The sequence below is a fragment of the Stenotrophomonas sp. 3(2025) genome (assembly GCF_052665395.1).
In genome coordinates, this window is the sequence record NZ_JBQOIF010000005.1 from 51,438 (window position 1) to 78,040 (window position 26,603).

At 67.4% G+C, this 26,603-nt stretch carries 19 protein-coding genes and 3 tRNA genes; 11 read left to right on the plus strand and 11 right to left on the minus strand.

The window, feature by feature from the left end:
- The first annotated feature begins 20 nt into the window (after window positions 1-20).
- Window positions 21-542, plus strand: coding sequence for an HvfX family Cu-binding RiPP maturation protein (locus tag ACUXVE_RS05530; protein WP_222390099.1), 522 nt, complete (start codon window positions 21-23; stop codon window positions 540-542).
- A 157-nt stretch (window positions 543-699) separates the two neighbouring features.
- Complete coding sequence (rnt, locus tag ACUXVE_RS05535; protein ID WP_012510544.1) at window positions 700-1,284, plus strand: ribonuclease T; 585 nt, start codon at window positions 700-702, stop codon at window positions 1,282-1,284.
- Window positions 1,285-1,709: 425 nt separating this feature from the next.
- Here rnt and ACUXVE_RS05540 read toward each other — a convergent pair whose 3' ends face one another.
- The 3 genes from ACUXVE_RS05540 to ACUXVE_RS05550 form a co-directional block, all read right to left on the minus strand.
- Window positions 1,710-4,730, minus strand: a complete 3,021-nt coding sequence (locus ACUXVE_RS05540) for a two-component regulator propeller domain-containing protein (protein WP_445513964.1) — start codon at window positions 4,728-4,730, stop codon at window positions 1,710-1,712.
- A gap of 211 nt (window positions 4,731-4,941) precedes the next feature.
- The gene (locus tag ACUXVE_RS05545) at window positions 4,942-6,333 is read right to left on the minus strand and encodes an ATP-binding protein (protein ID WP_093817777.1); all 1,392 of its coding nucleotides are present in this window, start codon (window positions 6,331-6,333) and stop codon (window positions 4,942-4,944) included.
- Between the two features lie 6 nt (window positions 6,334-6,339).
- The gene (locus ACUXVE_RS05550) at window positions 6,340-7,068 is read right to left on the minus strand and encodes a response regulator (protein WP_025875399.1); all 729 of its coding nucleotides are present in this window, start codon (window positions 7,066-7,068) and stop codon (window positions 6,340-6,342) included.
- 205 nt (window positions 7,069-7,273) lie between these two features.
- Between ACUXVE_RS05550 and ACUXVE_RS05555 the strand changes: the two genes are divergently transcribed.
- Genes ACUXVE_RS05555 through ACUXVE_RS05565 form a run of 3 tightly spaced genes read left to right on the plus strand, consistent with a single transcriptional unit; the run spans window position 7,274 to window position 11,903 of the window.
- Window positions 7,274-8,512, plus strand: a complete 1,239-nt coding sequence (locus tag ACUXVE_RS05555) for an efflux RND transporter periplasmic adaptor subunit (protein WP_222390104.1) — start codon at window positions 7,274-7,276, stop codon at window positions 8,510-8,512.
- Entirely contained in the window at window positions 8,509-10,467 is a 1,959-nt protein-coding gene (locus tag ACUXVE_RS05560) for a MacB family efflux pump subunit (RefSeq protein ID WP_025875403.1), read from the plus strand. Before ACUXVE_RS05555 ends, ACUXVE_RS05560 begins: the two co-directional genes overlap by 4 nt.
- The gene (locus ACUXVE_RS05565; RefSeq protein WP_222390107.1) at window positions 10,464-11,903 is read left to right on the plus strand and encodes an efflux transporter outer membrane subunit; all 1,440 of its coding nucleotides are present in this window, start codon (window positions 10,464-10,466) and stop codon (window positions 11,901-11,903) included. Before ACUXVE_RS05560 ends, ACUXVE_RS05565 begins: the two co-directional genes overlap by 4 nt.
- A 143-nt stretch (window positions 11,904-12,046) precedes the next feature.
- Here the strand turns inward: ACUXVE_RS05565 and rlmB are convergent, their stop codons facing one another.
- From rlmB to rnr, 3 genes are all read right to left on the minus strand, one after another.
- The gene (rlmB, locus tag ACUXVE_RS05570) at window positions 12,047-12,790 is read right to left on the minus strand and encodes a 23S rRNA (guanosine(2251)-2'-O)-methyltransferase RlmB (protein WP_025875407.1); all 744 of its coding nucleotides are present in this window, start codon (window positions 12,788-12,790) and stop codon (window positions 12,047-12,049) included.
- 92 nt (window positions 12,791-12,882) lie between these two features.
- A complete protein-coding gene (locus ACUXVE_RS05575) occupies window positions 12,883-13,377 on the minus strand; it encodes a GFA family protein (protein WP_093817773.1) in 495 nt (164 codons plus the stop codon).
- A gap of 85 nt (window positions 13,378-13,462) precedes the next feature.
- Window positions 13,463-15,922 (minus strand): ribonuclease R, encoded by a 2,460-nt coding sequence (rnr, locus tag ACUXVE_RS05580; protein WP_222390108.1) that lies wholly within the window; start codon window positions 15,920-15,922, stop codon window positions 13,463-13,465.
- A 128-nt stretch (window positions 15,923-16,050) separates the two neighbouring features.
- Here rnr and ACUXVE_RS05585 point away from each other — a divergent pair.
- Window positions 16,051-16,135 (plus strand) — tRNA-Leu (locus tag ACUXVE_RS05585).
- A gap of 159 nt (window positions 16,136-16,294) precedes the next feature.
- A tRNA-Leu gene (locus ACUXVE_RS05590) sits at window positions 16,295-16,381 on the plus strand.
- Between the two features lie 60 nt (window positions 16,382-16,441).
- Here the strand turns inward: ACUXVE_RS05590 and ACUXVE_RS05595 are convergent.
- Window positions 16,442-17,188, minus strand: coding sequence for a sulfite exporter TauE/SafE family protein (locus tag ACUXVE_RS05595; protein WP_445513965.1), 747 nt, complete (start codon window positions 17,186-17,188; stop codon window positions 16,442-16,444).
- Between the two features lie 96 nt (window positions 17,189-17,284).
- On the opposite strand from ACUXVE_RS05595, the gene ACUXVE_RS05600 reads away from it, so the two are divergent.
- Both ACUXVE_RS05600 and ACUXVE_RS05605 read left to right on the plus strand, forming a co-directional pair.
- Window positions 17,285-18,196: a LysR substrate-binding domain-containing protein gene (locus ACUXVE_RS05600; protein WP_093817771.1), complete on the plus strand. Its 912-nt coding sequence runs from the start codon at window positions 17,285-17,287 to the stop codon at window positions 18,194-18,196.
- Window positions 18,197-18,246: 50 nt separating this feature from the next.
- Window positions 18,247-18,333 (plus strand) — tRNA-Leu (locus tag ACUXVE_RS05605).
- 187 nt (window positions 18,334-18,520) lie between these two features.
- On the opposite strand, the gene emrB is transcribed toward ACUXVE_RS05605, so the two are convergent.
- The 4 genes from emrB to emrR are packed head-to-tail and all read right to left on the minus strand — an operon-like array spanning window position 18,521 to window position 23,239.
- Window positions 18,521-20,107: a multidrug efflux MFS transporter permease subunit EmrB gene (gene emrB, locus ACUXVE_RS05610; protein ID WP_025877622.1), complete on the minus strand. Its 1,587-nt coding sequence runs from the start codon at window positions 20,105-20,107 to the stop codon at window positions 18,521-18,523.
- A gap of 8 nt (window positions 20,108-20,115) precedes the next feature.
- A complete protein-coding gene (emrA, locus tag ACUXVE_RS05615; RefSeq protein WP_445513966.1) occupies window positions 20,116-21,294 on the minus strand; it encodes a multidrug efflux MFS transporter periplasmic adaptor subunit EmrA in 1,179 nt (392 codons plus the stop codon).
- Window positions 21,295-21,305: 11 nt separating this feature from the next.
- The gene (gene emrC, locus ACUXVE_RS05620; RefSeq protein WP_445513967.1) at window positions 21,306-22,799 is read right to left on the minus strand and encodes a multidrug efflux transporter outer membrane subunit EmrC; all 1,494 of its coding nucleotides are present in this window, start codon (window positions 22,797-22,799) and stop codon (window positions 21,306-21,308) included.
- Complete coding sequence (gene emrR / locus ACUXVE_RS05625; RefSeq protein WP_025877626.1) at window positions 22,796-23,239, minus strand: multidrug efflux system transcriptional regulator EmrR; 444 nt, start codon at window positions 23,237-23,239, stop codon at window positions 22,796-22,798. Before emrR ends, emrC begins: the two co-directional genes overlap by 4 nt.
- 145 nt (window positions 23,240-23,384) lie before the next feature.
- Here emrR and ACUXVE_RS05630 point away from each other — a divergent pair, with 145 nt between their 5' ends.
- Window positions 23,385-24,293 carry an AraC family transcriptional regulator gene (locus ACUXVE_RS05630; protein WP_445513968.1) on the plus strand — a complete coding sequence of 303 codons (909 nt, stop codon included), beginning with the start codon at window positions 23,385-23,387 and terminating at the stop codon, window positions 24,291-24,293.
- 59 nt (window positions 24,294-24,352) lie between these two features.
- On the plus strand, window positions 24,353-26,596 hold the full coding sequence (parC, locus tag ACUXVE_RS05635; RefSeq protein ID WP_445513969.1) for a DNA topoisomerase IV subunit A: 2,244 nt from the start codon (window positions 24,353-24,355) through the stop codon (window positions 26,594-26,596).
- Window positions 26,597-26,603 lie beyond the last annotated feature (7 nt).

The window sequence follows — 26,603 nt, forward strand, 5'->3', positions numbered from 1 at the left end:
CCCTTCCAGGAGATACACCGATGAAGACCCCGACCCTGGCCGCCGCACGCGGCCAGCTGGACCGTTTCGCCCCGTGGTTGGCCCCGCTTGGCCTGCGCCTGCTGCTTGCCTGGGAATTCTTCGAATCCGGGCGCGAGAAGCTGCACGGGCAGAACTGGTTCGCCGATCTGCAGGATGCCTTCCCGTTTCCGTTCGACCAGCTGCCCGCTGCGCTGAACTGGCAACTGGCCACCTGGTTCGAACTGGTGGGCGCAGCGTGCCTGCTGTTCGGCTTCGGCACCCGTTTTGCCGCCGCCAGCCTGCTGGTGCTGACGGCTGTGGCAACGTACGCGGTGCACTGGCCGGCCGAATGGAGCTCACTGGGCGATCTGGCAATGGGCTATGCTATCAGCGATCAGGGCTTTGGCAACTTCAAACTGCCGCTGCTGTTCATGGCGATGCTGTTGCCGCTGCTGTTCACCGGCGCTGGGCGCCTGAGCGTGGATGCGGTGCTGGCGCGCTGGTATCCGTCGGGCCCCATGGCGCGGCCTGTGCTCCGGTAGATACCGACCCTGGTCGGCGCGCAGTGTGCCAACCAAGATTGGCACCTGCCAGGATCCGGGGCGCTCAGGGTCGCTCTGCTAGAATTCATGCATGACCGACCCCACTTCCGCACCTGCCGCCCTCCCTGTTTCCGACGTACCCCAGGCACAGCGCGCGATGTCACAACGCTTCCGCGGCTTCCTGCCGGTGGTGGTGGATGTTGAAACCGGCGGCTTCGACAGCCAGCGCAACGCGCTGCTGGAAATCGCCGCCGTGCCGATCGAGATGGACGAGAACGGCCTGCTCTACCCCGGCCAGACCGCCAGCGCCCACGTGGTGCCGGCAGAGGGGCTGGAGATCGACCCGAAGTCGCTGGAAGTGACCGGCATCATCCTCGACCACCCGTTCCGGCTGGCCAAGGAAGAGAAGGCCGCGCTGGACCACATCTTCACCCCGGTGCGTGCAGCGATGAAGAAATACGGTTGCCAGCGCGCGATCCTGGTCGGCCACAACGCCCATTTCGACCTGGGCTTCGTCAACGCCGCGGTGGCCCGTACCGGGCACAAGCGCAACCCGTTCCACCCCTTCAGCGTGTTCGACACGGTCACCCTGGCGGGCATTGCCTATGGCCAGACGGTGCTGGCGCGCGCGGCCAACGCGGCTGGGCTGGGTTGGGATGCCAACGAGGCGCACAGCGCGGTGTATGACACCGAGCAGACGGCGCGGTTGTTCTGCACGATCGCCAACGCCTGGCCGCGGTGAAGCAGCCAACGGCGGAGCCCCTCGTGGCGGGCTGACAGCGATTCCTGGGCAGGCCGGACGGGTGGACTGCGCAGGGGACGCTGCAAGTACATCCCTGTAAGCTCGGTCGCCGCATGCTCGTGTGCGCTGTCCTGCGCACACGGCAAGACCGGGGTTGGGCGTCCTGCCCAACCCGCCCGAGGCGTGCCTCGGGCCCATGCGGCTCACGCCCCTGCGCAGCCCACCCGCCCGGCCACGGACAGTTTCCCGGGCGCCACGGAAAGATCAGAAAAGCGGGAGCAACAGCGGGTCGCTGCGCTCGATGGGTCCTGCCGGCTAGGGCTGTGGTGAGTCACCTTTTTGGTGGGTGCCGACCGTTGGTCGGCACGCCGATTGGTACGGCAATGCCAGTAGATCCACGCCATGCGTGGATGCTTTGCAGTGGATCAACCGATGCTCGTGCGATCCCTGCCGTCACTCTTCGCACGGTACAACGCGCGGTCGGCGCGCTGGTACAGCAGTGCCGGGGTGCGGTCGTCGCCGTCCAGTTCCACCAGGCCGGCGCTGAAGGTCACCCGCAGGCCAGGGATGCCGGCCCAGTCCGGATGGTCATGGAACAAGCCACGCAGGCGCGCGCACAGCTGCGCCGCCTCCTCCAGCCGGGTGTCATTGAGCAGCAGCGCGAATTCTTCGCCGCCGGTGCGTGCCGGCAGGTCCGAATCACGGCTGGCGGCGGCGATCACCTGGGCCACTTCCACCAGTACCGCATCACCGATGCTGTGGCTGTGCTGGTCGTTGACGTCCTTGAAGTGGTCGATGTCCAGCACCACCAGGCACAGCGGATGGCCGCTGCGCTGGGCGCGGGCGAAGTCGCGGGCCAGCGCCTCGTCGAAGCCGCGACGGTTGGCCAGCCGGGTCAGCGCGTCTTCGCGGGCCTGCCGTTCGAACGCCTCGGCCTGCCGCGCCAAGCGCTCGGCCAGCTCGGTCTTCTCCTGGTTCAGCGCCTGCAGGTGCACGGTCTGCGCCTGCAGGTCGAAGGTGGCCTCGTCCACGCGCCGTGCCAGGCGCAGGTTGCTGGCCTTGTACTGCTGCAGCAGGAAGCGGTACAGCGCCACCAGCGCGGACAGCAGCACCAGCCCGATCAGCGCCTGCACGCTGCGCCGCTGCCACCAGAACGGCTCGACGGTAAAGCTCCACACCGCTTCCTGATGACCCCAACTGCCCCCCGGGTGCGCGGCGGCCACGTGCAGCGTGTAATCACCCGGCGGCAGGCCGACGAATTCCACGCTGCGCTGCGGGCCACGTTCCACCCAGCCGTTGTCCAGCCCTTCCAGCCGCGTGCGGTAGCGGATGCGGTCGGACATCAGGTAGCTCAGGCCCACGTAGCTCACTGCAAGCCGTCGCCCACCGGGAATCAGGTTGCGCTCGGGGCCTTCCCAGTGCACCGGCGCACCGTCGACCTGTACGTTCTCGATTGCCGCAGGCGGTGCGGGACGTTCACGGAAACGCTGCAGCCGCTGCGGATCGACCGTGCTCAAGCCGCCGGCGGTCACCACCCAGAACGTGCCGTCCTGGCGCAGGATCGCCGAGGGACCGGAGCTGCCGTTGGCCTGCGCATTGGCCATGCCGTCGATCTCGTTGTAACGCTCCACCGTGACCCGCGGCGCGCGTCCGTCGGCCACGGCGTTGAGCGTGGCCATGTCGGTGCGCAATACTCCGCGGTTGCTGCTGATCCACACGTTGCCCAGTCGGTCGGGCACCAACTGGAACACCGCATCCACCGGCATGCCCTGCTCCAGGCCCACCCGTGCCAGCGTCCCCGCCTGCCAGCGGTACAGCCCACGGTCACTGCTGATCCACATCGCATCGCCGATCTGGTGGAAGCCGAACACGCTGCGGCCACCGCCCAGCGGCGCCAGGTCGATCGACTGCACCTGGTCACCGCGCAGCACGCGGACGCCTTCAATGGTGCCGATCCACAGATTTCCCTGGTGATCGTGTTCCAGCGCGGTGGTCAGGCCTGCCGGCATGCCCGCAACCGTGGGCACGGTTACCTTGTCACCTTCGATACGGACCACGCCCTTCTGCGTCCCCGCCCAGACCACGCCGTCAGGCGCGATGCTGATCGCACGGATGTTGCCGCCGGGCAGGCCATCGGCCGCCGCGTAGTTGTGGCGAAGCCGTCCATCGGCGTGCAAGCGGTAGATGCCGTCGCCGAAGGTGCCCACCCACAGATCGCCGCCGGCATCCTGGGCCAGGCTCAGCACCGAAGGCGCCTTGCCACCGCGGTTGTGCAGCGGTATCGCACGGAATCGACCGTCCGCGGTCTGCAGGTCCAGGCCACTGGCGCTGCCCACCCACAGGTGGCGGTCCCGGTCTTCAAGCACCGTGCGCACGTAGTCGCCGCTGAGGCCGTCGCGTTCGGTGTAACTGCTGAACAGGGTTTCGCGCAGGCGGTACAGGCCGCCGTTGGCGCCTACCCAGATGCTGCCCTCAGCGTCTTCGCGCAGGCTGACCACGCGCCCGCCCGGCAGGTTCAGGCCCGCTGGCAGGCGCTCCAAGCCGTGCGCCGAGATGCGCAGCAGGCCCTGGTTCTCGGTACCCAGCCACAGGTCGCCATGGCGGTCCTGCAACATGGCCGTCAAGTGCAGCTGGCCGGGCAGCCGGTGCACCAGCACCAGGCGATCATCCTCCACCCGGTACAGGCGCTCGCCCGCGACGATCCACAGCGTCCCATCGGGCGCGCGGTAGGGCCACGACAGGCCCTTGTCCACGCCCCACGCCGCCGGCGCGCGCTGCAGTACGCCGGCGGTGTCGCGCAGCACCAGGCCATCGAGGGTGCCGATCCAGACCCGGTCCTGCGCGTCGACCGCCATCTTGGTGAAACTCATCGCCAGCGGCAGGTCCGGCGGCGGGCGCTGGTAGACGATGCCCTTGTCCGGGGTCAGATAGCCGATGCCTTTGCCCTCGTACAGCAGCCACAGGCGACCTTGGCTGTCCATCTGCATGGACTGGATCAGCACCTGCGGCGTATCCGGTTGATGTTCCCAGACCCGCCACTGGCCGTCGCTGCCGCGGTGGCTGACATTGCCGCGCGAATCGCTGATCCACAGACCGCCCTGCGGATCGACCAGCAGCGCGCCGATGCCGTTGTCGCGCAGCCCCGGCCGGGTGCTGCGGTCGAACACGGTGAAATCCAGGCCGTTGTAGCGCACCAGGCCTTCCCAGGTGGCGAACCACAGGTGGCCTTCCGGGGTCTGCGCGATGTCGCGCAGCGAGTTGTGCGGCAGACCATTGCGCGAGGTCCACACGTCGATGGCGTAGTCGCGCAACGGCGGCGCGCCACTCTGCGCGGCCAGTGGCGTGGCAATCGCCAGCAGCAGCCACAGCACACCCACCCGCAGCAGGCGACCGATGTTCTCCGCGTGGCGCCCCGCCCGGCGCCTGCCCGCCCCCTGCCCGCCCATCAGCGCAGCGGCGGCGGCCAGCTGCGGATGCCGGTGGCGGCAGCAGACGCGAACAGGGACAGCTGCACCGCGCAGGGCGGCATGCCGGCAGGAACAGGCAGGCTCATCGGACGAAGAATGGGGAGGTACGCAGATGATAGGGCAAACCCTGTCACCGGCGTCGGCGCCCGCGCAGCCCGGCGCAACCGGGCCGGGTCCGGGATCGATGCTGCTAGCGCGCCTCGGCGCTGGTCGACCACTGCACCACCGCTTCCAGCCCACCTTCGGGGCGGTTACGCAGCCACAGTCGGCCCCCGTCCTTCTCGGCCAGCGCGCGGGCGATGGTCAGGCCCAGGCCGGCACCGCCGGTCTCGCGCGAACGGGATGTCTCCACCCGCACGAACGGGTCGAACACGGCTTCCAGCTGGTCATCGGCCAGCCCGGGGCCATCATCGGCGATGACCACCGTGATCGTGCCCTCGCCGCGCTCGACACGTACCCGGGCGCGTTGCGCATACATCACCGCGTTGTCCACCAGGTTGGAGAACAGGCGGTGCATCGCCAACGGGCGCAGCATCAGTACCGCGCCGCTGCGGCCTTCGAAAACGACGTCGGCGCCGTCCTCGGCGGTGTCCTCGACGATGCTCTCCAGCAGTGAATCCAGATCCAGCGCGGCGCGCTGTTCGGCACTCTCCGCACTCCGGGCCAGTTCCAGCCCCTCGCGTACCAGTGCCTGCATCGCAGCCAGGTCGCCGATCAGGCGCTCGCGCAGCGCCTCGTCGGTCACGTTTTCCAGGCGTAGGCGCAGCCGGGTCAGCGGCGTCTGCAGGTCATGGGTGATCGCCGCCAGCATCTGCGTACGTTCGGCCAGGTGGCGCTGCAGCCGATGCTGCATGGCATTGAAGGCTTCGGCGGCACGCTGCACCTCACGCGGCCCGCGCAGCGGCAAGGGTGCCCGCTGCAGGTCATCGCCCAGGTCCTCGGCGGCGGCCGCCAGCTCCTGCAGCGGCGCACTGGCCATGCGTGCGACCACGTAGGCCAGCACGGCGATGGCCAGCACCAGCAGGGTCAGGAACAGCGGGTCCACGGCGAGGATGCCGTTGTGTGCGATCGCCGGCGAATCCAGGGCGAGCTTCAGCAACGTGCCGTCGTTGAGCACCACGTCCACCGCCCGGCACTTGGGCGGGATGAAGGTGGGATCGCGTTCGCGTGGCGGCTTGCGGTGGCCCGGCGGTGGCGGCGGCAGCAGGTCCTGCAGCTTGGGAATGCACGAACGGAACGAGGCAAAGTGCACATGCGCCCGCGACACCGGGCCCGGGCGGTCTTCCAGTACCTCCATCAGCGCCTTGTCGGCCCGCCCGATGCGGGCGCCGGGCTGCAATGCCCGCACGCTGGGGCCACCGATCTCCAGCAGCCGCTCGCGCAGCTCCGGGTTGCCGTCGAGCAGGTTGATGTAGCCCTGCAGTCGGTCGGCGATGCGGTTCAGGTTCTGCCGCTCGAATTCCTGCTGCCGCTTGGAACTGGCCAGCATGGTCGCGCCGATCGCGGCCACGCTCATGCCCAGCAGCAGGATCACGAACAGCCGTCCGACCATCGAGGACAGGAAGTGGCGCAGGCGCTTCATCGCGGCTTATTCCAGGTTGACGGCCGAGGCCAGCACGTAGCCTTCGTTGCGCACGGTCTTGATCAGGCCATCGGGGCCACCATCATCGGCCAGCTTGTTGCGCAGCCGGCTGACCTGCAGGTCGATCGCCCGGTCCTGCGCTTCGTAGTTGCGGCCGCTGCTGAGGGCCACCAGCTGCTCGCGCGAGAGCACCTTGTTGGCATGGGCGATGAACACCCGCAGCAGGCGGAATTCGGCGCCGGACAGCACCACCACGCGCCCGTCCGGATCGACCAGGTGGCGATGCTCCAGGTCGAAGATCCAGCGTGAGAAACGCGCACGGCGCACCGCCAGCGGTTCCAGGTTGGCCGGCAGCGCTTCGGTACGGCGCAGCACGTTGCGGATGCGCGCCAGCAGTTCACGCGGCTCGAACGGCTTGGCCAGGTAGTCGTCGGCGCCCATTTCCAGGCCGAGTACGCGGTCGATCGGCTCGGCGCGCGCGGTGAGCATGATCACCGGCGTGTTCGAGCGCGCGCGAAGGTCGCGACACAGGGTCAGGCCATCCTCGCGCGGCAGGTTGAGGTCGAGCACGATCAGGTCCACGTGTTCGCGTTCCAGCAGCTGGCGCATGCTGGTGCCATCGGCGGCGGTGCTGACCTGGTAGCCAGCACGGCCGAGCTGCTCGGCCAGCAGGGTGCGGATATCGTTGTCGTCATCGACGATCAGCAAACGGTGCATCGGGTTTTCAGTCTCCATGTCGCGAATCATCCCGTGTCGGCAGCTGAACCGCATCCAGGCCAATGCGTACCACTGTATCCCCCGCAGTGCGGGATACCTGCTGATACGCAGTCTCGCAGACAGTGTTACACAGAGACACACCCCGAGGATTGAGCGCGGTGTCGCTCGATCTTCACAATGCCCACCAACGCCGCCACTGCGGCCCCCAGAGTGAAGCCGCCACGTGATCTCCCGCCTGTTGCCCGCGACCCGCAAGGGTCGCCTGATGTTGATCGCCCTGCTTGTCCTGATCGCCGCTGTATCCGTGTGGTGGCTGCTGCGCAAGCCGGCCGCACCGGCGCTGGCGACCACCCCGGTCAGCCGCGGCGACATCGAGCAGACGGTGGAAGCTACCGGCGTGATCGACGCCTACAAGCTGGTCAGCGTCGGTGCGCAGGCCTCCGGCCAGATCAAGTCGCTGAAGGTGCAGCTGGGCGATACGGTGAAGGAAGGCGACCTGATCGCCGAGATCGACGCCACCACCCAGCAGAACCAGGTGCTCAACGCGCAGGCCTCGCTGGACCAGGTGACCGCGCAGCGCGCAGTGCAGCAGGCCACCCTGCGCCAGGCCGAACTGGAGTTCGCACGCCAGCAGCAGATGCTGGCTGCCGAAGCCACCTCGCGCCAGGAATACGATGCCGCCGAGGCCCAGCTGAAGACCGCGCGTGCGCAGCTGCAGTCCTACGAGGCGCAGATCAAGGGCCGCGAAACCGAGCTGGGCACTGCCCGTGCCAACCTGGCCTATACCCGCATCGTCGCGCCGATGGACGGCACCGTGGTGGCGGTGGTGGCCGAGGAAGGCCGCACGGTGAACGCCAACCAGACCGCGCCGACCATCGTGATGCTGGCACGGCTGGACGTGGTGACCGTCAATGCCGAGGTGTCCGAGGCCGACGTGGTCAAGATCAAGGCCGGCATGCCGGTGTACTTCACCACGCTGGGTGACCCGGACCGCAAGTACCACGCTACGCTGCGGCAGATCAATCCGGCACCGGCGTCGATCGCCAACGAAAGCTCGTCCAGTTCCAGCAGCTCGTCCAGTTCCAGCTCCAGCAGCGCGGTCTACTACAACGCGTTGTTCGACGTCGAAAACCCCGATGGCACCCTGCGCATCGACATGACCGCACAGGTATCGGTGCTGCTCAAGCAGGCCAAGGGCGTGCTGATGGTGCCGGCCGTGGCACTGGGACCGAAGTCGCGCGATGGCGAGCGCATCGTGCGGGTGGTCGACGACAAGGGCCAGCCGCAGCCGCGCAGGATCAAGGTCGGCATCAACAACGGCGCCAACGTCGAGGTCCTGTCCGGCCTGAAGGAAGGCGAGCGCGTGGTGGTCGGCGAAGGCGGCGCTGCGGCAGCCGCTGGCGGCGGCAACCGTGGCGGCATGCAGATGCGGGTCGGCGGCCCGGGCATGGGGCGCCGATGAGCATGACGGCGCCACTGCTGCGCCTGCGCGACCTGCGGCGCGAATTCCCGGCCGGTGAAGATGTCATCGCCGTGCTGCGCGACGTCAACCTGGACATCCATGCCGGCGAGATGGTGGCGATCGTCGGCCAGTCCGGGTCGGGCAAGTCCACGTTGATGAACATCCTCGGCTGCCTGGACCGCCCGACCCGTGGCAGCTACCAGGTGGCGGGCCGCGAGACCGGGAAAATGGCGCCCGACGAGCTGGCCGAGCTGCGCCGCGAGCACTTCGGTTTCATCTTCCAGCGCTACCACCTGCTGGGTGATCTCGACGCACGCGGCAATGTGGCCGTGCCGGCGGTGTATGCCGGCAGTCCCGGCCCGGTGCGCACCGCCCGTGCCGAGCAGCTGCTGCAACGGCTGGGCCTGGCCGACCGCATGCACCACAAACCCGGGCAGCTGTCCGGTGGCCAGCAGCAGCGCGTGTCGATCGCGCGCGCGTTGATGAACGGTGGCGAGGTGATACTGGCCGACGAACCGACCGGCGCCCTGGACACGAAATCCGGCGAAGAGGTGATGGCCATCCTCGGCGAACTGCATGCCGAAGGCCACACCATCATCATCGTCACCCACGACATGAGCGTGGCCGAGCACGCACAGCGCATCATCGAGATCCGCGACGGCGAGATCATCGCCGACCGTGCCAATCCGGCCGCACCCAGCTACCGTGCGCAACGCGAGCCGAGCACCGGCGTGGCCCATGGCAGCAGCTGGCAGGCCGCCCGCGACCGCTTCACCGAAGCGTTCCGGATGGCCCTGCTGGCGATGAACGCCCATCGCCTGCGTACCTTCCTGACCATGCTCGGCATCATCATCGGCATCGCTTCGGTGGTCTCGGTGGTGGCACTGGGCAACGGTTCGCAGCAGCAGATCCTGCAGAACATCAGTGCGCTGGGTACCAACACCATCGACGTCTACCCCGGTCGCGGCTTCGGCGACATGCGTTCGGCGCGGGTGCAGACCCTCAAGGCCAGCGATGCCGATGCCCTGTCACGGCAGAGCTACGTCGACAGCGCCACCCCCAGCGTGTCCAGTTCGGTCACCGCGCGCTACCGCAACCAGTCGGCCACCGCGCAGATCAGCGGCGTCGGCGAGCAGTACTTCCGGGTGAAGGGCGTGAGCCTGCTCAGCGGCAGCTTCTTCGACACCGACGCGGTGAAGGGGCTGGGCCAGGTGGCGGTGATCGATGAGAACACCCGGACCCAGTTCTTCCCCGACAGCGATCCGATCGGCCAGGTGATCCTGCTTGGCAACGTGCCGGTGCGGGTAGTCGGCGTGGCCAAGAAGCAGAGCTTCGGTTTCGGCGGCAGCACCAGCCTGAGCGTGTTCGTGCCCTACACCACGGTGATGTCGCGCATGCTCGGGCAGAGCCACGTTTCCAGCATCACCGTGCGGGTGAACGATGAAACGCCGATGGATGCGGCGCAGGAAGCGATCACCCGGCTGCTGACCATGCGCCACGGCACCGAGGACTTTTTCCTCAGCAACAGCGCCGAGATCCGCGACACCATCGAACAGACCACGCGCACGATGACACTGCTGATCGGCGCCATTGCCGCCATCGCCCTGCTGGTCGGTGGCATCGGCGTGATGAACATCATGCTGGTCTCGGTGACCGAGCGCACCCGCGAGATCGGCGTGCGCATGGCGGTGGGGGCGCGGCAGAGCGACATCCGCCAGCAGTTCCTGATCGAAGCGGTGCTGGTATGCCTGCTCGGCGGGTTGCTTGGCATCGGCCTGGCACTGCTGATGGGCGTGTTGATCGGCCGGTTCGCCAGTGATTTCCAGGTGCTGTTCTCCACCGCTTCCATCATTGCCGCCTTCGCCTGTTCGACCCTGATCGGCGTGGCCTTCGGCTTCCTGCCGGCACGCAGTGCCGCCCAGCTCGACCCGGTGGAGGCCCTGGCCCGCGAATGAAGACGATGACCCGACTGCCCTTCCCCGCTCCCTCGCGCCTGCTGCTGTCCGGCGCCGTGCTGCTTGCACTCTCCGCCTGCGCTTCCGTGGGCCGCTATCCGGTCGAAGACCCCAGCGTTGCCGCCACCTATGGTCGTGGCGATGCGACCCTCAACGCACCGGCCGACGACCCACGCAGTGGCCTGGACACCCCGGCCCGTGACGTCCGCCAGGACACCTGGTGGACCGGCTTCGGCGACGAGCGCCTCGACCGCCTCGTCGCGCAGGCGCTTGCCGCCAACAGCGACCTCGGTGCGGCCGGGCTGGCGGTGCAACGTGCACGCCTGCAGGCCGGGCTGGCCAGCAACGCGCTGTGGCCGCAGCCTTCGTCGTCCGGCGTGAGCGGCAGCGGCAGCCGCGCCACCGACCAGGCCGACGACTGGCGCCGCAGCTATTCCACCGGCGTGTCGCTGGGGTGGGAGATCGATCTGTGGGGGCGCCTGCGCACCCAGCGCGACATCGCCCGCTGGGAGGCCAACGCCAGCGAAGAAGACCGGCAGAACACCGCCCTGCTGGTGATCGGCGATGTCATCAACCAGTACTGGGCACTGGCCTACCTCAACCAGTCCATCGCCACCGGCCAGGCCAACCTTGAACGGCTGCAACGCACGCACGAACTGGTGCAGGCACGCTTCGATGCCGGTGCGGTTTCGCGCCTGGAAGTACGCCAGGCACTGCAGAACCTGCAGTCGCAGCGTTCGGCGCAGAGCGCGCTGGAACAACAGCGGGTGGAGGTGCGCAACGCGCTGACCGTGCTGCTGGATGGCACGCCGTGGCCGCAGCAGGACGAACCGCAGAACCTGCTGGAGGCGCAGAGCCCGACCATTGCCGAAGGCCTGCCCGCCGACCTGCTCGGCCGCCGGCCCGACCTGCGCGCGGCCGAACTGCGGCTGCGCAACAGCCTGAAGACGATCCGGGTGACCGCCACCCAGTACTACCCGGCCCTGAGTCTTACCGGCAGCTTGGGTTCCAGCGCCACCTCGCTGGGCGATGTGCTGCGCAATCCGGTGGCGACGCTGGGAGCCGGGCTGTCGCTGCCCTTCCTCAACCTGCAGCACGCGCAGCTGGATACGGACGTGGCCGGCACCAACTACCAGATCGCCGCCACCAACTTCCGCAAGACGCTGTACACCGCGCTGTCGGAGGTGGACAACGCCTTGTCCGCACGCGAGCAGCTGCTGCGCCAGGTAACCGCGTCGCAGGCGTCCTACGATGAAGCGGTGGAAGTGGAACGTGCGCAGGAAGTGCGCTATCGCGTGGGCGCCACCGATCTGCGCACCTGGCTGGAAGCGCAGCAGACCCGGCGCGACGCGGAACTGTCACTGGCACGGGTGCGGCAGAGCCAGTTGAACAACGACGTGACGCTGTTCAAGGCGCTGGGAGGCAGCGCGGGGTAAGGCGCTGCGTCATGCATGTAGTCGGTAGCGCCGGGCCATGCCCGGCGATTCCCTGCGGCAGCACGACGTGTACCGCGCTGCACGATCGCCGGGCATGGCCCGGCGCTACCGGGAGCGCGTGACACGCCCCCGATCGCTGCCGATCAACCGCGCTGGCGCACGGCCTCGAACAGGCTGACACCGGCAGCAACCGAGACGTTCAGGCTCTCGATCTCGCCCGGCATCGGAATCTTGACCAGGCCATCGCAGTTTTCGCGGGTCAGGCGGCGCAGGCCGTCGGCTTCGCCGCCCAGCACCAGGGCGATGTTGCCCTTCAGGTCCAGCTGGTACAGCGACGCAGTCGCCTCACCGGCCAGGCCGTAGATCCACACGCCCTGCTTCTGCAGGTCCTTCAGGCAGCGCGACAGGTTGGTCACCGCCACCACCGGAATAAGGTCGGCAGCGCCGGCCGAGGTCTTGCGCACGGTGGCGTTGACCGTGGCCGACTTGTCCTTGGGAATGATCACGGCGGTAGCGCCGGCAGCGGCGGCCGAGCGCAGGCAGGCGCCGAGATTGTGCGGGTCCTGCACCTCGTCCAGCACCAGCAGCAGGGCCTTGCCTTCCGCAGCCGTGACCAGCCCTTCCAGCTCGTTCTCGTTGTAGGTGCGGGCGGCGGCATAGCGTGCGGCCACGCCCTGGTGGCGCACCGAACCGCCCACGCCGTCCAGCGCCTGGCTGTTGACCTTGCGCACGTCGATGCCCTTGCGGCGGGCGTTTTCCTCGATTTCGACCAGGCGCGGGTTCTTCGCACCGGCCTCGACCAGCACTTCGCGGACGTTCTCGGCGTCGTTCTCGATGGAGGAGGCGACGGCGTTGACGCCGACGATCCACTGGCTGTTCTTGCTCATGCGGGCAGGACCGGAAAGGGGGTGGCTATGGTAGAGCATCAGGGGCGGCCGCGCTTCGCGCTCGCCGGACATGGCCCGGCGCCACCCACCGTTCACCCTTCGGCCGAACGGCTGCGCGGCGGCCAGTGCGGGGTGTCGTGGTCGGGATGCTGGTGGGACACGACCGTGGCCAGGAATTCCAGCGCGGCCATGTCCTGTTCCGTACGGCGTGCCGGCAGCCGGCCCAGCCCATCGACGAAGGGCAGCTTGCGCTCGACGCCGTACTGAAGGGTCGGCGGCAGTCGTTCAGGCTGGTCGAACGCACCGGCGGCCACCGCCACGCCATCGGGGGCCTCATAGGTCAATGGCGTGCCGCAGTCGGCGCAGAAGCCGCGCCGCACTACGTTGGACGACTGGAAATAGCGCGGTTGGCCACGGGTCCAGCTGAACTGCACACCGCGCACCGACACCAGTGGCGCGTAGTAGGCGCCGAAGGCCTTCTGGCACATCCGGCAGTGGCAGATCGAGCTGTCGGTCAGCTCGCCCCGCGCCTGGAAACGGATCGCGCCGCACTGGCAGCCGCCGCTGTATTCGGGTTGGCCCTGCATTGCTGCTTTCCTCCGGAACCTCGTGCCAACCAACGGTTGGCACCTACCGGGTGAGGTGGGTGCCGACCGTTGGTCGGCACGGCTTTCAATACTTCTTCTTCGCGCGCTTGGCCGGCTTGCCGCGCTCGGGCAGCGGGGCCGGGCCTGCTTCCTCTTCCTCGCCCTTGTGCTCGACCAGGCGGAAGTCGATCTTGCGTTCTTCCATGCTGGCCTTCAGCACCAGGATGCGCACCTGGTCACCCAGTCGGTAACTGCTGCCGCGGCGCTCACCGGTCAGCGTCTTGCGGGTCGCGTCGAACTTGTAATAGTCCTGCGGCAACTGGGTCACGTGCACCAGGCCCTGCACCTTCGAGTCGGCCAACTCCACGAACAGGCCGAAGCTGGTCACGCCGCTGATCACGCCGTCGAACTGGCCACCGACGTGTTTTTCCATCCACGCCGCGCGGTAACGCTCATCCACTTCACGCTCGGCCTCATCGGCGCGACGCTCACGCTCGGAACACTGCAGTGCCAGTGCTGCCATCTCGCGGGCGGTGTAGGTGAACTTGTCCAGCGGCTTGCCCGACAGCGCATGCTTGATCGCCCGGTGCACCAGCAGATCCGGGTAGCGACGGATCGGCGAGGTGAAGTGCGCATACGCTTCCAGCGCCAGGCCGAAGTGGCCGTTGTTGTCGGGGCTGTACACGGCCAGGCTCTGGCTGCGCAGCAGCACCGATTCCAGCAGCGTGGCATCGGGACGGTCGCGGATCTTCTTCAGCAGCTTGGTGTAATCACCCGGGCGCACCTTCGACCACGGCGGCAGGCTCAGCTTGAACTCCTTGAGGAATTCCAGCAGATCGGCGTACTTGGTCTCCGGCGGCTTCTCATGCACGCGGTAAGGCGCCGGCACATGGCGCGACAACAGGTACTTGGCCGCCTCCACGTTGGCCGCAATCATGCATTCCTCGATCAGCTTGTGCGCATCGTTGCGCACCAGCATGCCGGCCTGGGTGACTTCACCGCGGTTGTCGAGCACGAAGCGGACTTCGCTGCTTTCAAACTCGATCGCGCCACGCTTGCTGCGCGCCTTCGACAGCACCTTGTACAGCTGGTGCAGGCGCTGCACCTGCGGCAACAGGTCACCGATGAAGGCCTTGGCACCGGCATCGTCCTCGCCCACCGCCTGCCACACCTGGGTGTAGGTCAGGCGCGCATGCGAATTCATCACCGCTTCGTAGAAGCGCGAGCCGGTCACCTGGCCCTCGCGGTCGATCTGCATGTCGCAGACGAAGCACATGCGGTCTACCTTCGGCATCAGCGAGCAGATGCCGTTGGACAGCGTTTCCGGCAGCATCGGCACCACGAAGCCCGGGAAGTACACCGAGGTGGCGCGCTTCTGTGCTTCATCGTCCAGCGGCGTGCCGGGACGGACATAGTTGGAGACATCGGCAATGGCGACCACCAAACGGAAGCCATCGGCGTTCGGCTCGCAGTACACCGCGTCGTCGAAGTCCTTGGCGTCCTCGCCATCGATGGTGACCAGCGGCGTGCTGCGCAGGTCGACGCGGCCGCCGATCATCGCCGGCTCGACCACCAGCGGTACCGCGGCGGCTTCGTCCAGCACCTCCTGCGGGAACTCGAACGGCAGCTCGTGGCCGTGGATCGCGGTTTCCACCACCAGCGAGGCAGTCAGCTTGTCGCCGAGCACGGCGATGATGCGGCCGATCGGCGGACGGCGGCTGTCCGGTGCCTGGGTCAGTTCGCAGACGACCAGCTGGCCATCGCCCGCGCCGCCGGTCTGATCCGGCGGTACCTGCACGTTGCGCTGGATGCGCTTGTCATCGGGCACCACGTAATTGATGCCCATCTCGACGCTGAAGCGGCCGATCAGGCGCGTCATGCCGCGCTCGAGCACGCGGGCGATGCTGCCTTCGCGACGGCCGCGGTGGTCAATGCCGGTGACACGTGCCAGCACCTTGTCGCCGTGCATCACCTTGCGCATTTCATACGGCGGCAGGAACAGATCGTCACCGCCCTCGACCGGGCGCAGGAAGCCGAACCCTTCCGGATTGGCAATCACCACGCCGGTGACCAGGTTCAACGTCTGGATGGGCGCGAAGCCGCCGCGGCGGTTCTGCACCAGCTGGCCGTCGCGGACCATGGCGCCGAGCCGGCGCGACAGTGCTTCGGCACGGTCCGGTGCGGTCAGGCCCAGGCGCGCGCCGAGTTCCTCAGCCGTCTGCGGCCCTTCGCAGCGTTCCAGCAGGGCCAGGATGGCCTCGCGGCTGGCAATGGGTTGTTCGTACTTTTCCGCTTCGCGGGACGCATAGGGATCGTCGATCACCTTGCCCGTCGGCGGCAGCTTGCGGCCCGGCGCCGGACCCGGCGGCTCGGCGTTGCGGCGGCCACGTCCTGGAGGCGGTGCACCGCCTTCGGCCAGTGCGGGGAGCCAGCCCGGCAACGGCTTGCCCGGCTTGTTGTTGCGGGCAGTGCCCTGCTTGGTGCCCTTGTTGGGGGCTTCACTGCGGGACTTGCTCCCGCCCTTGCTTGGTTTTTTGGTAGTCATCGCCCTCCATGGTAGCCGCTGTGGGCGTGCAGAACGGGTCAGCGCCCGTCTTTGAACAATCGGGTGAAAAACGTTCACAAAATCGTTGACAGCCTGCGTGTTCATCTTCACAATTGCGCCTCTGGAACGCCCAGATGGCGGAATTGGTAGACGCACTAGTTTCAGGTACTAGCGGGTAAAACCGTGGAGGTTCGAGTCCTCTTCTGGGCACCAACGAAAAAACTCCTCGCTCCGGCGGGGATTTTTTTTGCCTGAAATCCGGCTGCCGCACCCATCCACGCATGGCGTGGATCTACTGAGCACGTTGGACGCAGGAATTTCAGAAGAGTGTTGACACCTCCATCACGGCACCCCATAATTCTCCTCCTCGACGCCCAGGTGGCGGAATTGGTAGACGCACTAGCTTCAGGTGCTAGCGGGGGCAACTTCGTGGAGGTTCGAGTCCTCTCCTGGGCACCATGTCGAGAATGAAAAACACCCGCGAAAGCGGGTTTTTTCTTGTCTGGCGTCCGGCCGGCATCACCACCACGAACGCAGCATCAGCTCCAGGCCCAGCAACAGCAGGAAGCCGAGGAAGCAGGCGCGGAACACCCGCGCGCTGATGCGCTGGCGGATCACCTGCCCCAGCCACATGCCCAGCAGCGCCGGCAGCACCGCCAGCGCACTCAACCCCAGCTGCTGCACGCCAAACGCACCGTTGAGCACCAGTCCGGTGGTCAGCGAGATCGTCGATACGGTGAATGCCAGGCCCAGCGCCTGCACCAGCTCCTCGCGCTGCAACCCCAGCGACTGCAGGTACGGCACCGCCGGCATGACGAACACGCCGGTGGCGCCAGTGACCACGCCGGACACCGCCCCGACCAGCGGCCCCAGCCAGCGCTCGCGCCGCTGCGGTACGCGGAACACCGGCGCCACCAGTGCGTACAGCGCATACACCACCAGCGCCACGCCCAACGCGGCGCGCGAGGCATCACGATCCACCCGTACCAGCAGCGCGGCCGAGCCCAGCGTCACCACCACCACGGCCAGCATCATCGGCCACAGCCGCCGCAGGGTGCGGCCCAGTGATGGCCCGGACAGCAACTGCCAGGCATTGGTGACGAAGGTGGGAATGAACAGCATCGAGGCCGCCGCCACCGGCGACAACGCGCCGCCCAGCAGTCCCATCGCCACCGTCGGCAGGCCCATGCCGGTCACGCCCTTGACCATCCCGGCCAGCACGAACACCACCACCAGCAATCCATAGAAGTATGTCGTCTCGTTCATGCCGCCATTGGAGCCGGCGCCGCAGGCGCGCACAATGCGGTCTTCCCGCCTGCGCCTTCGGACCAGCCGAAGGCAGGGCCGAGCGGAGCAAACGACATGCGTCTGGACATTGCCGATCTGCGCCTGTTCCTGGCGGTGGCCGAAGCCGGCAGCATCACCGCCGGCGCGGTGGAGGCGAATCTGGCACTGGGATCGGCCAGCGAACGCCTGCGCGCCATCGAAACCGACGCTGGCACGGCGCTGCTGACCCGTCACCCGCGCGGCATCAGCCTCACCGAAGCGGGTGCCGCACTGGCCCATCACGCGCGATTGATCCTGCAGCAGCAGGCGCAGCTGCGCGGCGAACTGCAGGCGTTCGCCCACGGTGCGCGCGGCACGCTGCACCTGTACGCCAACACCGCGGCATTGACCAACTACCTGCCCGCGCGGCTGGCCCCATGGCTGGCAGAGCGCCCTCGCCTGCGCGTGGAACTGCACGAACGCACCAGCAATGAAGTCGTGCGCGCGATCCGTGCCGGCCAGGCAGAGGCCGGCATCATCAGTGATGCCGTTCCCGCCGATGGACTGCGTCGTCATGTCGTAGCCGAAGATCCGCTGATGATGCTGCTGCCGGCCGGCCACCGCTTCGCCGCGCGGCGCTCGCTCGACTTCAGCGATGTGCTGGGCGAGACCTTCGTTGCCCTGGCCGACGGCAATGCGCTGCAGACCTATATCGAAGAACTGGCGGCAGAGGCCGGACGCACGCTCGACGTGCGCATCCGCATGAAGACCTTTGAAGGCCTGTGCACGATGGTGGGCCATGGCATCGGCGTGGGCATCGCGCCGCGCACGATCGCGCGGCAACATCGGCGGGCCACCGGCATCGTCGCCGTTGCACTCGGCAACGCATGGGCACAACGCCGGCTGTGCGCCGCGTTCGCCGACTGGACATCGCTCTCGCCACCGATGCGCAGCCTGCTGCTGCATCTGGATGTGCACGCGGAAGCCGGTGCAGAAAAAAATGTGTGAAATGGTGTTGACACATATCCAGCCTTCCTGCAAAATTCTCCTCCTGAGTCGCCCAGGTGGCGGAATTGGTAGACGCACTAGCTTCAGGTGCTAGCGGGGGCAACTTCGTGGAGGTTCGAGTCCTCTCCTGGGCACCATGACTCAGACAATGATCAAACCCGCGCAAGCGGGTTTTTTCATGTCCGGCGTTTGCCGGGATCACGCGATTGTGGCGTCCATCCACGCATGGCGTGGATCTACTGGAATTCGCATGCATGCGTGGATGCACTGCAAACAAAAACCCCGCCTTCCGGCGGGGTTTTGTTTTTCAGCGACAGCGATCGATCAGTGCCCGCCACCGGCGGCGGCACCCGCGCCCGCACCGAAGGGCGGCTTGGCCAGCCACAGGAACGAGATGATCGCCAGGAAGATCCAGCCCAGCAGGAAGAAGATGTCGTTGAAGCCCATCTGCGATGCCTGGTGGTTGATCATGTTGTTCAGCACCGCCGCGCCATGTTGCAGGTCGCCCTGCCCCATCGCCGCCACCTGGTCCTGCATGCCCGGCTGATAGGCCGAAATGTGCTCGGTCAGGTCCGCGTGATGCACCTGCGTGCGACGTGCCCACAGCCAGGTGGTCAGCGACGCCGCGAAGCTGCCGCCCAGCGTACGCAGGAAGGTGGCCAGGCCCGAGCCGGCCGCGATCTCACGACCATCCAGGTCCGACAGCAGGATCTGCAGCACCGGCATGAAGAACAGTGCCACGCCGATGCCCATGATCAGCTGCACGCCTGCCACATGGTGGAAGTCCACCTGCAGGTTGAAACCCGAGCGCAGGAAGCTGGTCATCGACAGCACCACGAACGCGATGGTGGCCAGCATGCGCATGTCGAAACGCGATGCGTACTTGCCCACGAACGGGGTCATGATCACCGGCAGGACACCGATCGGGGCTGTTGCCAGACCGGCCCAGATCGCGGTGTAGCCCATGTCGCGCTGCAGCCACTGCGGAATCAGCAGGGCCACGCTGAAGAACGCTGCATAGGCCACCACCATCGCCAGCGTACCGGCGCGGAAGTTGCGGTGCCGGAACAGCTTCAGGTCGACGATCGGGTCCTTGTCGGTCAGTTCCCAGATCAGGAACACGGTCAGCGCCACCACGGCCACGCAGGCCAGTACCACGATCTTCATCGACGAGAACCAGTCTTCGTCGTTGCCCAGGTCGAGTACCAGCTGCAATGCGCCCACGCCGATCACCAGGGTGACCAGGCCGACGTAGTCCATCTTCGGCTTCTCGACGTGCTCGGGGCGACCCTTCAACTGGTTGCCCACCACCAGCGCAGCGAAGATGCCCAGCGGCACGTTGATCAGGAAGATCCATTCCCAGCTGTAGTTGTCGGTGATCCAGCCACCGAGGATCGGCCCGCAGATCGGCGCCACCACGGTGATCATCGCCAGCAGCGCCAGCGCCTGCCCGCGTTTCTCCCGTGGATAGATCGAGACCAGCAGCGACTGGGTGATCGGGTACATCGGGCCGGCGACGAAGCCCTGCAGTGCACGCGACAGCACCAGCATGCCCATGCTCTGGGCCAGGCCGCACAGCAGCGAGGTGATCACAAAGGCCAGCGTGGCCCACACGAACAGCTTGCGCTCGCCGAAGCGACGGCTGAGCCAGCCGGTCAGCGGCAGCGCGATCGCGGTGCTGACCGCGAACGAGGTGATGACCCACGTCGCCTGCTGCGAACTGGCGCCAAGATTACCGGCGATGGTCGGCAGCGAGACGTTGGCGATGGTGGTGTCGAGCACCTGCATGAACGAGGCCATCGCCAGGCCCACGGTGCACAGGGCCACGCTGGGTGGCAGGAAGCCAGCGGCCGCACCCGGCGCCGCCGGTGCGCCCGGAGAGCCGGGCGCAGCTGGAGCTTGTGCGGACATGGCCGACCTCAGCTCGCCTTGGACTGCTGCGGCAGGTTGCCCTGGATGATCGTGTGGATCACCTCATCGGCATCGTGCAGCTGCTTGGCATACACGTCGGTGTCAAACACCGTGCCCTTGGCGGCTGCGCTCGGCAGCACTTCGCCCTTCTGGTCGCGCAGGCTCACCTCGGCCTTCATCGACAGGCCGATGCGCAGCGGGTGTTCGGCCAGCTGCTTGGCATCGATGGCGATGCGCACCGGCACGCGCTGCACGATCTTGATCCAGTTGCCGCTGGCGTTCTGCGCCGGCAGCAGCGAGAACGCCGAGCCGGTGCCCAGGCCCAGGCTGTCGATGCGGCCCTTGTACTTGACGTCGCCGGCATACAGGTCCGACTTCAGCTCCACTTCCTGGCCCAGGCGCATGTGCCGCAGCTGGGTTTCCTTGAAGTTGGCTTCGACCCACATCTGGTCGGTCGGCACCACCGCCATCAGCGCATTGCCCGGCTGCACGCGCTGGCCAACCTGCACCGAACGACGGGCAACATAGCCGGTGACCGGCGCGACGATGCCCGAACGTGCATTGTTGAGGAAGGCCTGGCGCAGCTGCGCGGCGGCAGCCTGCACATCCGGCTGGGTCGCGATCACGGTGTCATCAACCAGTGCGCGGTTGCGCTCGACGGTCTCGCGCGAACCGGCCACGGCCGCTTCGGCAGCTGCCAGCTCATCGCGGGCGTGGGCCAGTTCTTCGTTGGAGATGGCGCCGGTGGCGGCCAGGCCCTTGCGGCGTGCGAAGTCGTCGCGCACGCGCTTCAGGGTCACCTGGCGTGCGTTCAAGTCCGCCTGCGCACCTTCGACGCTGCGGTACAGGCCGCGGGTCTGGCGCACGGTCTTGGCCAGGTTGGCTTCGGCTTGCTGCAGGGCCACCGAGGTATCGGCCGGGTCCAGCTGCACCAGCAGCTGGCCGCGCTCCACGCGCATGCCGTCGTCGGCGTTGATGGCGACCACGGTACCGGCCACCAGCGGGGTGATCTGCACCTGGTTGCCCTGCACGTAGGCGTCGTCGGTCTCTTCGAACCAACGGCCGAACATGAAGTACCACAGCGCCAGTGCCGCCAGCAGCAGCACGACGATCACGAACAGGCCGCGCAACAGCTTGCCGCGGCGGTTGGGGGCGGCAGGGGCCGCAGTGTCTTGGGTCTGGCTCATGGCAGGGGTCTTCAGGAATGCGGGGAATCGGAATGGGAAGCAAGCGGTGCGGCATCAGCGTCACTGGGCTGGAAACCACCGCCGAGCGCCTTGCTCAGGCGCACCGAGGTCTGCAGCTGCTGCGACTGCAGGCCGGCCAGCTGCTGCTGCGACTGCAGCAGGGTGGACTGCGCGGTCAGCACGTCCAGGTAGCTGCCGATGCCGGCGCGATAGCGCTGCTGGGCCAGGTCGAACGCCGCGCGTGCGGTATCCACCGCCTGCTGCTGCGACTGCGCCTGCTGCGCCAGTGAGCGCACCGCGTTGACCTGGTCGGCCACGTCGCGCAGTGCATCGAGCACCGCCTGGTTGTAGTTCGCCACGGCCAGGTCGTACTGCGCATCGGTGTTGGCCAGGTTGGCCCGCAGCTTGCCGCCTTCGAAGATCGGCAGGCTCAGCGCCGGGCCGATGTAGGCGAAGCTGGAACTGCTCTGCAGCAGGTCGCCGACATTCGGTGCGACCACGCCGGCCAGCGCGGTCAGGTTGAGGCTCGGGTAGAACCGGGTCTTGGCGACCTTGATCTGCTTGTCGGCCGCTTCCACCCGCCAGCGCGCGGCGACGATGTCGGGGCGACGGCCGAGCAGTTCACTGGGCACTACGCCCGGCAGCTGCAGGGCCAGCGGGTTCATCGCCCGCGGGCGTTCGATCGACAGGCCGCGGTCCGGGCCCTTGCCGACCAGCGCGGCCAGCGCCGTGCGCCCGGCATCGATGCGCTGCTGCGCCGCCAGCAACTGCTGCTGTGCGGCCGGCACGCGGGCTTCGGCCTGGCGCACCTGCAGATCGCTGTCGATGCCGGCACTACGACGCTGCCGGGTCAGCTGCAGCGACTTCTGCGAGCGCGCCAGTTCTTCTTCGGCCACGTCGTTGAGCTGCCAGGCGTAGGCCAGGTCGGTATAGGCCTGGGCGATGCCGGTGGACAGGTTCAGGCGCGCGGCCTGGGCCTCGACGGTGGCGGCGTGGGCGCCATCCACGGCAGCCTCCCAGGCGGCGCGCTTGCCGCCCCACAGGTCGATGCCGTAGCTGAAGTCGAACGCGATCTGGCTGCTGCCGGCGTAGTGGCCGCCGATTTCATCGCCAGCCATCGATTCGGGCAGGCGCAGGCCGGTGTAGCCACCGGACACGGAGAGGCTGGGCAGGCGATCGGCGCGCGCGGTGCCGACCTGCGACTGTGCCTGGCGCAGGCGCGCGTCGGCGGCGTCCAGGCTCGGATGGCCGGCCAGGCCTTCGGCGATCAGCGCATCCAGCTGCGCATCGCCCAGTGCCTTCCACCAGTCCTGGGCAGGAAAACCGGCGGCGCTCAGGTCGCTGTCGGCCAGGGTACGTTCGCTGTGCAGGCTGTCCACGTCGAGCACGTGGCCCTGCGGGTCAAGGCCACGGCTGCTTGCGCAGGCGGCCAAGGCCAGGGCCAGCGCTGAAACCAGCAGCGCGCGCGCGGAGCGGCGGAGAGTGGGATGCGGGATCGGGTTCATGGGGTTGTCAGGGAATCGCGGATTCGGGTCAGGAGGGACAGCAGCTGCGTGCGTTCGTCGGCGGACAGATCGCGCAGGGCGTAATCCATCACCGCGTCGCCGCGCAGCTTCAACCGCGCCCACAGCGCGCGGCCTTCATCGGTCAATACGATCTGCAGCGCACGCCGGTCCTGCGCATGCGGCTCACGGCGCACGCAACCGAGCGCTTCCAGCTTGTCCAGCAGGCGGGTGACCGCGCTGGGCACCTGGTCGATGGCCTGGGCCAGCTCGTTGGCCGTGCACGGCGCCATGTTCGAGAGCACCTTCAGCCCGATGTAGTGGGTGAAGCCGATGCCGAGGTCTTCTTCGGCCATGGACGCGTCGAGCTGGCGGACCAGGCCGTCGCGCACCTGGCGCAGCAGCAGGCCGAAGCTGGGGGGAGTGGTTGCAGGACAGATCATGGGGGAGCATTCTCTTCCAAAAAAAATATTTCTCAATGGAAATATTCGATCTGGCATCGAATGCTGTGTTGCAGCAGTGGGCTGGATCAGGTGAAGGCGCCACCTTAATGGCGCTCCCAACTGGCCCGGTAGTACAATCCAGCCAATGAATGTCACATTCAAGCCACCCCCAGCCCACATGACGGCGGGCGAACCCGGACCGGCCACCCTGCTGCGTGAAGAAGCGCTGGACTGGTTCGAGCGCAATGACGGCCCGCCGGTCATCGCCTTCCGCTTCGACAGCCCGCAGGGGCTGGCCCGCGAAGTGGACTGGCATCACCACGTTCGCGCGCAGCTGATCTGCGTCGAACGCGGCCTGCTGACCACCCGCACCTCGCATGGCACCTGGTCGCTGGCGCCCGGTTCGGCGGGCTGGATGCCGCCGGCCGAGCCGCATACGGTCCACATCGATGGCCCCCTGCGCGGCTGGGGCATGGTGCTGGCCGCACCGCTGTGCGCCGAACTGCCCGCCGACCCGTGCGTACTGGGCATCTCGCGGTTGGCGCAGGCAGTGGCCGAACGCATCTGCGACTGGCCGCAGGACTACGAAAGCACCAGCGAGCGGCAGCACATCATCAACGTGCTGCTGGACGAGATACGCGCCGCGCCGCGCCAGCGCATGCACCTGCCGATGCCGCGCGACCGGCGCCTGCTGAAGATCGCCTCGCAGCTGCTGGCCGACCCGGCCGATGAGCGCGGCCTGGCGCAGTGGGCGCATTGGGCCGGCCTGTCGCCGCGCAGCCTGACCCGCCATTTCCGCGACGAGACCACCCTCAGCTTCGCGCAATGGCGCCAGCAGGCGCGGTTGGCCGAGGCGCTGCGGCAGCTCAGCGAGGGCCGCAGCGTGGCCGACATCGCCCACGCACTGGGCTTCAGCAGCGCCAGCGCCTTCGTCACCGTGTTCCGGCGACACTTCGGGCTACCGCCCGGACGCTACCTGGCACGGGCCGGCCACGGCCTGGAACCGGGCCTTGACCCTGCACGCGGCTTGGCATCCCCCGCCGCATCCGGATAATCACTGGATTGAGAGCGGCGACCGCCGTCACCGCCTCCCGACATAGGTAACAACGCCGCATGACCGATCTTGCCCGCCCCGTGTTCCACGGTTTCGAACAACTGCCGCTGCGCGAGTACGCCGAACGCGCCTACCTCGACTACTCGATGTACGTGGTCCTGGATCGAGCCCTGCCGTTCATTGGCGACGGCCTGAAGCCCGTGCAGCGCCGCATCATCTATTCGATGAGCGAGCTGGGCCTGAATGCCGCGTCCAAGCCGAAGAAGTCCGCGCGCACCGTCGGTGACGTCATCGGTAAGTACCACCCGCATGGCGACAGCGCGTGCTACGAAGCACTGGTGCTGATGGCACAGCCGTTCTCGTACCGTTATCCGCTGATCGAAGGCCAGGGCAACTTCGGTTCCAGCGACGATCCGAAGTCGTTCGCGGCGATGCGTTACACCGAATCCAAGCTGACCCCGATCGCCGAAGTACTGCTGGGCGAACTGGGCCAGGGCACCACGGACTGGGCACCGAACTTCGACGGCACCCTGCAGGAACCGACCTGGATGCCGGCACGCCTGCCGCATCTGCTGCTGAACGGCACCACCGGCATCGCCGTGGGCATGGCCACCGATGTGCCGCCGCACAACCTCAACGAGATCGTCAGCGCGCTGCTGCACCTGCTGGACGATCCGGATGCCAGCGTGCGCGACCTGTGCGAGCACGTGAAGGGTCCGGATTATCCGTCCAACGCCGAGATCATCACCCCGGCCAACGACCTGCGGAACATGTACGAGACCGGCAACGGCAGCGTGCGTGCGCGTGCCACCTACATCAAGGAAGCGCACAACGTGGTGGTCACCGCGTTGCCGTTCCAGGTGTCGCCGTCGAAGGTGATCGAGCAGATCGCCGCGCAGATGCGCGCCAAGAAGCTGCCGTGGCTGGAAGACATCCGCGATGAGTCCGACCACGCCAACCCGGTGCGCGTGGTACTGGTGCCGCGCTCGAACCGCGTCGACGCCGAGCAGTTGATGGGGCACCTGTTCGCCACCACCGACATGGAGCGCAGCTACCGCGTCAACCTCAACGTGATCGGGCTGGACGGCCGTCCGCAGGTGAAGAACCTGAAGACGCTGCTCAGCGAATGGCTGGCATTCCGCAGCAGCACCGTCACCCGCCGCCTGCAGCACCGCCTGCAGAAGGTCGAGCGTCGCCTGCACCTGTTGGAAGGCCTGCTGGTGGCGTTCCTCAACCTGGACGAGGTGATCCACATCATCCGTACCGAGGACGAACCGAAGGCGGCGCTGATCGCACGCTTCGGCCTGTCCGAAGACCAGGCCGAGTACATCCTGGAAACCAAGCTGAAGCAGCTGGCCCGCCTGGAAGAAATGAAGATCCGCGGCGAGCAGGACGAACTGGCCAAGGAGCGCGACAAGATCCTCAGCATCCTCGACAGCAAGGCCAAACTGAAGAAGCTGATCCGCGACGAGTTGCAGGCCGATGCCAAGAAGTTCGGTGACGAACGCCGCTCGCCGCTGGTGCAGCGCCAGGCCGCGCAGGCCATCGACGAGACCGAGCTGGTACCGAGCGAGCCGATGACCGTGGTGCTGTCGGAGAAGGGCTGGATCCGTGCCGCCAAGGGCCACGACGTCGATGCGTCCGCCCTGTCCTACCGCGACGGCGACGCCCTGCAGGGCGCAGTGCGTGCGCGCAGCACCCAGCAGGTCGCGTTCCTGGACAGCGAAGGCCGCGCCTACTCCACGCCGGTGCATACCCTGCCCTCGGCACGCGGCAACGGTGAACCGCTGACCGGCCGCTTCTCGCCGGCCTCAGGCACCAGCTTCGTGACCCTGGCCAGCGCCGAACCGGATACCCGCTTCGTGCTGGCCTCGACCCACGGCTATGGCTTCGTCACCCGCTTCGAGAACCTGATCGGTCGCAACAAGGCCGGCAAGGCGATGCTGAACCTGTCGGCGGGTTCGTCGGTACTGACCCCATCGGTGGTGGCCAACGTCGCTACCGACCGCATCGTCGCGGTGACCAGTTCGGGCAACCTGCTGGCGATCGCCGCCAACGACCTGCCGGAACTGGACAAGGGCAAGGGCAACAAGATCATCGAGATCCCCAAGGCCAAGCTCGCCACCGAACGCGTGGTCGCCATCGTGGCAATCAGCCCGGGCCAGACCCTGCAGGTCCGCAGCGGCCAGCGCACCATGGGCCTGAAGTTCAACGAACTCGACGCCTATCTGGGCGCCCGCGCCACCCGTGGCCATCTGCTGCCGCGTGGCTGGCAGAAGGTGGAAGGGTTGTCGGTCGAATGACGGTAGG